Here is a 9,482-nt window from a genome sequence, read left to right as displayed (position 1 = left end):
GACCGGGATGTGGTGATCTACGGGGGTTCCGGTTCACAATGAAAAAGAAGCATCAGGTTTCGCGTTCGAGCCGCAGGCGAGAGGCAGCGAAACCAGGTTCAATATTACCGGAATCACCGAATTGATGGATCAGGCCTCGCCAGCCTCATACCTCGAGCGTTATCTCGACCCGTTCCGCGATCTCCTGCGGCGTGACGACGTGGTCGAGATCGCGATCAACCCCGACGGCAAGGTCTGGCTCGAGGTCGCGGGGGATGCCAGCATGCGCCACGAAGGTCAGACCGTGGATCGGACCACAGCCCTCAACATGGCCCAGACCATCGTCGGCGATGCCAAGGCCCGCGTCTCTGAAAAGAACCCGCTCGTCTCCGGCAAAGTAGAATACGCGGGCCGCCCGCTTCGGGTCCAGGTCGCCGTGCCGCCCGCCATCGACCGCGGGGCCTCGATCACCATCCGTCTCTTCGCCTCGGGCAGCGTCCGGGACTACGCTCCTGCCTATCTCTTCGGCAAGGCCGTCTCGCTCGACGCGCTCCGAGCCGAGAAGATGAAGAACATTTCCAGTCTCGCCGAAGAGAACCTCGAAGCTGCCCTACAGACCCTGGTCGAGACACGGCTTAACGTCCTGATCAGTGGCGGCACCTCGACCGGCAAGACCACCTTCGCCCGCCACCTTCTGACGCATGTAAACGAACACGAACGCCTGATTACCATCGAGGACGCCTTCGAGCTCTTTCCTGGCCAGCCGAACACCGTCGCCCTACTGGCCGACCGCGGGGCCGGATCGCAACGCGGCGCCAACGCTCTCCTTCAAGCCTCCCTCCGTATGCGACCTGACCGGATCATCGTCGGCGAGCTGCGCGGCGCCGAGGCCCTGACCTATCTCGAAGCCATCAACACCGGTCATGGTGGGTCGGTTTCCACCATCCACGCCGAAACCGCGGAACTGGCCATCGACCGGCTGGCGATCATGGTGCTGCAGGCTGGGACGCCGCTGACATTCGCCGAGGTGCGGGAGTATATCCGCAAGTCCATCGATGTGATCGTGCAGCTTGGGCGGGACGATGGGAGGCGGGGGGTTACGGAGTTCTATCTGCCGGGACGTTGACATCTCGCGGCAAAGCGAGTCCCGAAAACAATCGCTTCGACCGATCTCATGGTGCAACTTGGTCTGGACGTTGGTCTTTCCGGTTGAAAACTCATTCGACGCATGGGACTAGTTTGGCTATTGAACGCTCCCCGAGGCTCGATCCGTGCAGCAAATTGAAATTAAAGTCGAAAATGATCATATCCAGCGGGTTACCACCGCGAAACCGCTGGCAGCCATCTCTGAGCTCATTTGGAATGCCTATGATGCGGACGCGCGCGAAGTAAAGGTTGAGCTAGAACAGGGTCAACTGACAAAGCTTGGTGTCATTCGAGTTGTCGACGATGGAACCGGAATTCCCGTAGACGAGGTCGAATCCTTCTTCCAATCTTTGGGTGGCTCTTGGAAGAAGCGCGCGATCAAAACCGATGGCGGCAGGTCAATTCATGGGGAGAAGGGTCAGGGACGTTTCAAGGCATTTGCACTCGGCGAGCGTGTAACTTGGGTATCCCATCATGCCGGAAAGAAGTTTTCGATCAGCGGTGAAAAGTCGGATCTGAAGCGCTTCACGATTTCAGATACAGTCCCATCAGGAAACACTGGCTGCACAGTAGAAATTGAGAATGTCGTTCGCGATTTCGAAATATGGTCGGCAGACGGGTTCGCCGAGCAAGTCCGGAATGTGTTCGCACTCCAGCTATACGAAGACCCAGCTTTCCGCATCATCTATGATGGCGAAGAAATTGACGCGCGGGATGCAATTCGCGACGTGACGCCATATGAAATTTCGGCGATCACCGAGGATGGCCATGAGTACAAAGCCACGCTCGACATTATTGAGTGGAAAAAGAAAGTCGAACGGAAGTTGATGCTTTGCCTACCAGGCAGATTCAGCTTCCACGAAATGGCGCCGGGAATTCATGCGCGCGGGTTCGACTTCACTGCATATTTGACCGCAGACCATTTTCAAGACCTTGTAGACGATAACACTGAAGGACTCGTAGAGCTCGACCCGCCTTCCATGGCACTTGTCGAGACGACAAAAGCCAAGTTGCGCGAGCACTTTCGCGAGCGCGAAGCAGAGCGTTCTCGTGGCAAAATCCAGGAATGGAAAGAGGCCAGGATATACCCCTATGAAGGGAAAACATCTGATCCAATCGAGATTAACGAAAGACAGGTCTTTGATGTCGTCGCATTAAATCTTGCCGACTATAGCCCTGACTTCGATAAGGCACCGTCGAAGCAGCAAAAGCTTATCCTTCAGCTTGTCAAAGCAGCAATTGAAACTGGGCCAGGCGCCCTGCCTGCAATTCTCGAGAGTGTCGTAGACCTTCCCAAGGCTAAGCAAGAGGAACTGGCAGACCTTCTTCGAAAAACCTCGCTTACAGCTGTTATCAACGCCGCAAAAGCCGTCACCGATCGTCTCGAATTTCTGCGTGCCTTACAGATTCTGGTGTTTGACCCAAAGTCCAAACGTCAGCTACTCGAACGGTCTCAACTTCACCGGATTATCGCCCAAGAGACATGGATTTTCGGAGAACAGTTCAACCTGATGAACGACGACGAGGATCTATCCGCCGTTTTACGCAGCCATATCGAATTGCTGGGCAGTGACAGTGACGATGGCACTGCTCGGGAAACACTCGCGCCAAGTGGACCAGTTCTCGACGCCGAGGGCAAAGCCGCTATTGTTGATCTGATGCTGTCATGCCGGATGCCTACCGCTACCGATGAAGAGCGCAAACACCTCGTCATAGAGCTAAAGCGCCCAAGCCAAAATCTCAACGAAGACGTCATCAACCAGATCAAGAAGTACGCAAAGGCCGTGGCGCTCGATGACCGTTTCAAGCACTCGAACGTGGAATGGGACTTCGTCGCAGTGGCCAACCGCTTCACAAAAGACGCAGAGTTCGAGGCACGGCAAAAAGACAAACCTCGTGGGCTGGTCCTCGAAATCGATGACCCGATCAAAATCCGTGTCTGGGCCAAGACCTGGGGAGAGATAATTCAGGAGGCAGAAGGGCGGCTAACCTTCTACAAACGTCGCCTAGAGTATCAGGCAAACGACAAAGAAGCTTTGCGGTATCTGCGTACGATCAACGCAGACTACCTGAGTGAGGAGGTCAAGGAACGGATCTCGGCCCTTGATGCAGAAGAAGGCGTGGCCGCAGAGTAAAATCCGAACAGAGCTTTGTTCAGCTGTACCAGGACCTATCGTCGAAATGATGCGCAACCAAGGTTAGCTCGGTAGGCTTTTCAACTGGCGCTTCGAACCTCAGCCAGAATGGAAAGTCGTGTTGGATTTCCGCAGCGTCGTGCTTGGAGCCATAGTGCAAGGTGACATTTGCAACACCAGAAAAGCGCACAACGATCGCCTTTGAACGCAATGCTTCAACTTCGATTTCCGCATCGTCGATCCAAGGGTCGATTTCGTATCCTTTACCTGCCAGAATATCGATGTCGTCGAAGGTCTGCTCGATCAACGCGTCCGACATTGCGCGATAGACATCATCAACCAACGCCTCTTTGACTGCGCTTCGTCCTTCAGAAAACGAAACAAGTAGTCCCTCAAGCGCCGCCAAGGCTTCATCAATAAATGAACTGATGGTCGCCGCGTCGTTGACCAGCGTGTCGGGCCGAACATGTGTTGCCTTATTCAGGGCTTCTATCGATCGGATCGCCTCGCGATGCAAGTCGTCGACGTCCAATCCCAACTGTTCGACGAATTCGTCTGCTAGGCCGCCCTGCGTGGAATATATGGCCTTCTGGCGCCGTGTTACCGTCTTCGTGTTTGGCTCTTGTTTGAACCAACCGCATGCGCGCACTTCATCATCCGGCGCGTCCGCATGCAGGATATGCCCGAACAATTCTCGCATGCCGGCCGCTGCAAGGTGCAATCGGACAGGATTGTTCTGATCGTTTGCAACCATGAGACTGCCTGCAAGCAAGTCCCGGGAAAACTGATCCGGAAGTCGATCCTCGACGGCCACGAATTCACCTTTCTAGAGTAGAGCATGAACATGCGCCCAATGCCTCGGCGTTATAGCGTCCCTGATGGGATCTGACAGTACTGCGACAAAAAAGTTCGAGCGATCCCAATCGCTACCCTATGACCTGACCGTTTTCAGCCTCATACCACTCGGCAACACGCTGACATAGCAGGCCGAGGAAGACATCAAAGATGAGGGGCTCGGTCGCGCCGTCAGGAAAGAAGGAAGGATGAGCGTTTTCATCCATCGTCCAGGTGCCAATGATTTCCCCATCCTTGGTAATCACCGACCCATCCTCACAGAGGTTGATCTTAAATCGCAACGGTTCACTCAGTGAAACGCCATAGGCCTGCACCAACCCAGCCGCTTCCTCCTCGGTCCACTCGACCGGCTCAAGTGCGATTTCCGGTTGCCTTGGCGGCTTGCTTTCGGTTTTCCGACGGGTCTTTTTGACCGCCCATGGCGGCTCGGAATTTTGCGCAGCGGCGTCGACTTGGCGTCGCAAGTTCTCGGGGTGAAATGCCCCGCAGTCGCTCTTCTGATCTTGGAATACTGCGGCGCTGCCAACCACCTCCGGCATTCGGGACAAACTCTTGGCGATGCTCGGGAGAGATGTGTTGAAGCGGGGTGCGTAGGTACGGATCGCGGTGCTTTCTAGTTCGTCCATCTCGTCCGGAGAGCAAGGCGCGAAAGCAATCGACCAAGGCAGTTTCGTGTCCGCCACCCTGTGGTAGTGGTTGCCCAGGCTTTCGATTGAGCGCCTGACCAAGTCCCAGGATTGCCCAACATAGACGATCTCACCCGCGCAGCCGATCAGGTATATCCCGGACGAAAAGCGTCTCGTGGCAAGAAGTCGATCAAAATCTTGATGCCGATTTCTCAAGAACACCTGACGTTTCCATAGATGGTAGAGAGCACTGCTTTTCATTTGCATTGAGAGATGATGGCCATTACTGAAAAATAGGAATGCGGTGTTTGTTTCGCAATCTATAGCGGGCCACCTATCTCAACTCCGCCCTCACAAGCCCGGCAAATCCGCCCTCCTTGAGATTACCAGTTCTGGCCAGACTCGGAAAGTCTGGCAGCCGTTCCAGGTCAACCGAAGGCAGGAATATTGTCGCGGAACAGGCCGGCAACTTCGCACATCGCGCTTCCAAATACATCTTGGATAGTGCGCGAGCCACAGCATAGGCACCAGCTAGGTCGATTTTGGAAACGCGGGTTCGGTTAATCGGCATCAAACTACCCTTTTGAACAGTAGGCCCGACTTCGAAATAGATCAGTTGGCCGACCACCCCGAGACGGACAACGTTCCACCTATTCCCTCGTGAAATCGAGACCATCGGTACGAGATCACGCAGCCAGACCTTGTTCTGATCGCACCACTCCAGAGCTCGTTTCAGCATCAGTACGCCGCCAACCTGCTCCTTCCAGATTGGGCAAAGGTGCTGAAACCCCGCGAACCGAACACATGGATCGTCTCTCGCATCGTTCGGAACTAGGTCACCTTCGTATGTCACCCGAGGAGACCACAACGCCTCTTCGAGCCGAGGGGCATCCTCCATGCCGATGTGGAGGCCTTCCACGGAGACCTTCGTCGTCGGGGATATCTCCCGATAGCGCGCCTTCATCAGGCTAACCTGCGGAAGCTCCAGTGTGGTCTGCTCGAAGAGGGATGGCGTGTTGGGCCTGAAGATGGTCTCAGCGACGCCGCGCGGTGCGTCCGCTTTGATATCGTGATCAACCAGCCAACGGAACGGAGTCCCAAGATCCATAGGATCATCGCGCATTAGCGAAAGGTGCGGCAAACCTTTCTTCAGCGCGGCCCGGATCTCGCGAGTGTCGTGCTGCTCAGCCCCCATCACCTGTCCCATCACCGTCTGGCGATCGTGGTCGCTTTGGCGTGTCCGCAACGCAGCTTCTATGCGCTCACGTTCGTCCACTGGCAATTGGCGTCGGTGATAGGTGATGGAAACATCGACATCACCGTAGTCGTCCCGCTCCTGCAAGGCGCTGCCAAATAGCTTCAAGGTGATACGTTGCAGACGATCAGGGTCCGAATTGATGATCTTCGCACGGTTTATCAGCTCCAGGACTGTAGCATTGACCTTTTCAGGATCGATACGTTTTCGCTTCCTTTCCAAGGCCAGCCGATTGCCATTTGGCGTAAGTGTCCAGAAGAGGAGCTGTCCTCGGACGTCCGAGGGTTCGATGTAGCCAGCCACGGCCATCGCCCGTAGTATCTCATCGGCACGAAGCGCGTCGCAGTCAAACGTGCGAATGACTTCTTCCAGACCAATTCCACCGCCAGGCTTCGCGGACCGAAGAACCGAGCGTGCTTCGTCCAAAGAGACACCTTCTATCGGTTCGTGCTTTGGATTTTCCGCGGCCTCAACTCTCAAAACATACGTACCTTCCCGACTAGGAGGATTTTCCCGGAACCACGATAGGTTAGAGGGACCGCCACGTCATTAACCACCCAACAATTCCTCAATAAAATCCTCCTGCCGGTCGAGCGCCGCCGCCCATTCCTTTGGCACTGCCGCTTCCCGCTCGAGCGTCTCGGGCTCTGGCTGCTCGCGCCCGGCCTCCATCGTCCTCACGCTCATCGCACGCGCCTCGCGGCGCTGTGATCGATCCCGGGCAGGCGCGCGTTCGGCTGGTTTCGCCTGCTCGTCTGCGCCGACCTCGTCTTCACCGTCGCCGCCCCAAGGACCCACACCCTGCACGCTTGGCGGATAGGGGAAAGGCTTGCCCTCCTGACGGGTCAGCATCGCCTTGTAGAACGGATCGTCGTAATACTTGATCCGGCTCACCTTGATCGGGTGCTGGGGCGAGGCGAGGATGATCACCTCGTCGGGATCCATCAGGCGCGCTTCGGTCTCGGAGAGCAGCGGTCGTTCTTCCAGCCGCGCCGACGTCGAGGTCGCTCCGAGGAAGCCCTTGTTGCGACCATACATACGGGTCACGGCCTCGCGGGTGGTGCTGCCAACGGCGGCGGAAACTTCCTTCACCGTGCGCTGGTCGCGCGGGGTGATGTAGAGCTTGAGCCCTGCCCCGTTCTCGAGACTTTCGCGGCCTTCGGGGCCATAGATCCGGTCGAGCGACGCCAGCGACTGCGCGATCATCGCGACACGGCCGCCATAGCTTGCCAGCGAATGGATCGCGCGTTCGAGGTAGGGCATCGCCCCCATCTGCTGGAATTCGTCGATCATCATCATGACCGGCCAGGGCTCGTCCGGGCCCGGCTCGTTCAGGCGGATCGAGGCGATGAGATCGGCGAACATCAGGCGCAGGAGTGGGGCGAGGGTCGCGATGTGATCTTCGGAAACGGCGATATAGAGCGACTGCGGGGTCTTCCGAAAGGTCGAGAAATCAAAGTCGCTCGCCTTGGTGGCCGAGCGTACCGCCGGGTTGTCCCATTGTTTGAGACCGGCCGTCATCAGCGCCTGGATATTTGAGGTCAGCAACCGCGACGAGGCTGAGGCCGCATTGGTCCAGAGCTCGCGCAGGATGTCTTCCTCAGCTTCGTCGGCATAGGTCTTGTACTGCGCGTTCTTGTACTCGCCCCCGGCGACGATCTTGTTCACCTCGCCGAGGTTCGGCGTGCCGCGCTGGATCGCCAGTAGACAGGCCGCGACAAAGATCGACTTGCCTGCCTCAGAGAAGGTGTCGAGCGTCTTGTTGTCCTTGTCGAGGAAGAGGTCGGCCAGGATCGAGACCTCGGTGAAGCGCTGCGCGAAGGTGGGGGCCTTCGCGATCCGGGCGAGCGGGTTGTAGCGGTGCGTGGCGTTGGCCCAGTCGAAGGGGCTGAAACGATAGACTTCGTCACCGTTCAGCGCCCGGAGCCGGGCGGTTTTCTCGAAATTCTCGCCCTTCACGTCGAGCACCACGACCGAGCCCGCGAAGCTCAGGAGGTTCGGGATCACGAAACCCACACCCTTACCGGCGCGGGTCGGCGCGACCATCATCACGTGCGGGATGGTGGTCGAGGAAATGAACTCGGCTTTGGAGTGCGGCGCGCCAAGCTTGCCGCAAACGAAACCCTTGCCGGGGGCCTGCAGCATGTCGTTCTTCTTCAGCTCCGCCTTTGTCTGCCAATGGGCCGAGCCGTAATCGTCGCGCTCCTTCTTCCAGGTCCAGGCCAGCGCAAGGGCGCCAAGCCCGATCGCCCCGAAGCCGACGGCCCCAAACCCCACCTTGAAGGCCTCTGGGTGTGCCGCGCGGGTGCCAGCGCTCGCCTTCCAGAGCGCCAACATGTCAAAGTTGCCAAAGCCGGTTTTCAGGGCCAGAGTCAGGTAGAAGGCGGCGACGATGGTGCCGATGACGGCGCCGCAGATCACGCCGAAGAGGAGTGCAGCCCAGAGAGGAAGTGTCTTGGTCATGGTGGTCATCCCCCCTCAGAATTCCATCTCGTCATCGAGACCACGATCCAGTTCTCTGGCACGTCCAAGATCACGCCCCATTTCCCGCGCATCCTGCTGGCCACGCATCCGCGCGACCTCCGTCGCCTTGTCCTGCTGCAACCCGGCGGCGCGGTCGGTGAAGACCTGGTCGCCTGTTTCCTCGAAGGTCATCTCCAGGAACTCCTGCGTGACCGTGATCTGGTCGAGCTTGCTCGGCAGGGCCGCGTCCAGCACCTCGTAGTTGCCACGGCGTAGCTCGGCCAAGCCCTCCTCGCCCAGCTCCTTGAAAAGCTCGGATTGCAGGGTCCGCTCGATGGTCTCTTCCTGTTCCTCGGTGAGCTTGCCGTCCCGCAGCATGTCGGCGAGGTCCTGCAGATAGGGATTGGGCGTCCGGTCGTCCTCGTCGATGAGCGGCAGGATCTCCTGTTCTTCGTCCGCGAGAGTCCGACCGATCCCGACGCCCAGTTCCTTGGCACGCTCCATCAGCGCGTCCATGACCCCGTCGACCTTCTCGAGGGCGGCATCGAGCTGGTCGTCATTGGCGGTCTCGACGCTGAGACCGTCCTTCGCCAGCACCGCGTTCATGTCGCGCTCGACCCAGTCCTGCGCCATACCGTAGTTGCGCGTGCCACCCGCCGCGATCCGCGCCACCAGATCCTCGCTGTCCATCCCGGCCTCGTCGGCACGCTCGAGCACGTCGCGCAACCCGTCGTCATTGCCGGACTGCAGCGCGGCGATCAGCACCTCGCTGCCCGCCCCCGGCGGATAGGGTTCTTCGAGTTGCTTGCCGAAGCGTGCACGCAGGTCCGGGTCCGGCACCATCTGCGATAGGTCCGCAATGATTGGCGCGGCTTTGGCCTCGAAGGCGGCCCTCTCGGCCGGGTCCAGCTCCTCGGCTTTGAGCCTGAGCGCCTCGATCGTGCGCTCGGAATAGTCGATCGCATCACCGACGGTCTTGATGTCCTTCATGTCTATCTCTCCTTCGGTGAAATTCCACGGCGT

6 protein-coding genes and 1 pseudogene are annotated in these 9,482 nt (G+C 58.1%); 2 read left to right on the top strand and 5 right to left on the bottom strand.

Features of this window, described 5'->3' with window-relative positions; all coding sequences use genetic code 11:
- Window positions 1–124: 124 nt before the first annotated feature.
- Both BMX99_RS19165 and BMX99_RS19160 read left to right on the top strand, forming a co-directional pair.
- Entirely contained in the window at window positions 125–1,105 is a 981-nt protein-coding gene (locus tag BMX99_RS19165; protein WP_093455133.1) for an ATPase, T2SS/T4P/T4SS family, read from the top strand.
- A 145-nt stretch (window positions 1,106–1,250) separates the two neighbouring features.
- Window positions 1,251–3,260, top strand: coding sequence for an ATP-binding protein (locus BMX99_RS19160; RefSeq protein ID WP_093455132.1), 2,010 nt, complete (start codon window positions 1,251–1,253; stop codon window positions 3,258–3,260).
- A gap of 19 nt (window positions 3,261–3,279) precedes the next feature.
- On the opposite strand, the gene BMX99_RS19155 is transcribed toward BMX99_RS19160, so the two are convergent.
- From BMX99_RS19155 to BMX99_RS19135, 5 genes and pseudogenes are all read right to left on the bottom strand, one after another.
- On the bottom strand, window positions 3,280–4,074 hold the full coding sequence (locus BMX99_RS19155; protein ID WP_139199598.1) for a pPIWI-associating nuclease domain-containing protein: 795 nt from the start codon (window positions 4,072–4,074) through the stop codon (window positions 3,280–3,282).
- Between the two features lie 112 nt (window positions 4,075–4,186).
- Window positions 4,187–5,008 carry a GIY-YIG nuclease family protein gene (locus tag BMX99_RS19150; protein ID WP_093455130.1) on the bottom strand — a complete coding sequence of 274 codons (822 nt, stop codon included), beginning with the start codon at window positions 5,006–5,008 and terminating at the stop codon, window positions 4,187–4,189.
- A 67-nt stretch (window positions 5,009–5,075) separates the two neighbouring features.
- Window positions 5,076–6,422 carry a hypothetical protein gene (locus BMX99_RS19145; protein WP_093455129.1) on the bottom strand — a complete coding sequence of 449 codons (1,347 nt, stop codon included), beginning with the start codon at window positions 6,420–6,422 and terminating at the stop codon, window positions 5,076–5,078.
- Between the two features lie 123 nt (window positions 6,423–6,545).
- Window positions 6,546–8,459 carry a type IV secretory system conjugative DNA transfer family protein gene (locus BMX99_RS19140; protein ID WP_093455134.1) on the bottom strand — a complete coding sequence of 638 codons (1,914 nt, stop codon included), beginning with the start codon at window positions 8,457–8,459 and terminating at the stop codon, window positions 6,546–6,548.
- A 15-nt stretch (window positions 8,460–8,474) separates the two neighbouring features.
- Window positions 8,475–9,482: pseudogene (locus BMX99_RS19135) on the bottom strand (relaxase/mobilization nuclease domain-containing protein); the annotation flags it as partial.

Source organism: Pseudooceanicola nitratireducens (genome assembly GCF_900109195.1).
Taxonomy (GTDB): Bacteria; Pseudomonadota; Alphaproteobacteria; order Rhodobacterales; family Rhodobacteraceae; genus Pseudooceanicola; species Pseudooceanicola nitratireducens.
The sequence above is the reverse complement of the archived record's forward strand: the minus strand, read 5'-3'. Positions and strand labels throughout refer to the sequence as shown.

What these genes read in the sequence shown, in the direction of transcription:
- BMX99_RS19165 (WP_093455133.1), top strand. Translation starts at nt 125, where the DNA reads ATGGATCAGGCCTCGCCAGCCTCATACCTCGAGCGTTATCTCGACCCG.
- BMX99_RS19150 (WP_093455130.1), bottom strand. Translation starts at nt 5,008, where the DNA reads ATGCAAATGAAAAGCAGTGCTCTCTACCATCTATGGAAACGTCAGGTG.
- BMX99_RS19140 (WP_093455134.1), bottom strand. Translation starts at nt 8,459, where the DNA reads ATGACCAAGACACTTCCTCTCTGGGCTGCACTCCTCTTCGGCGTGATC.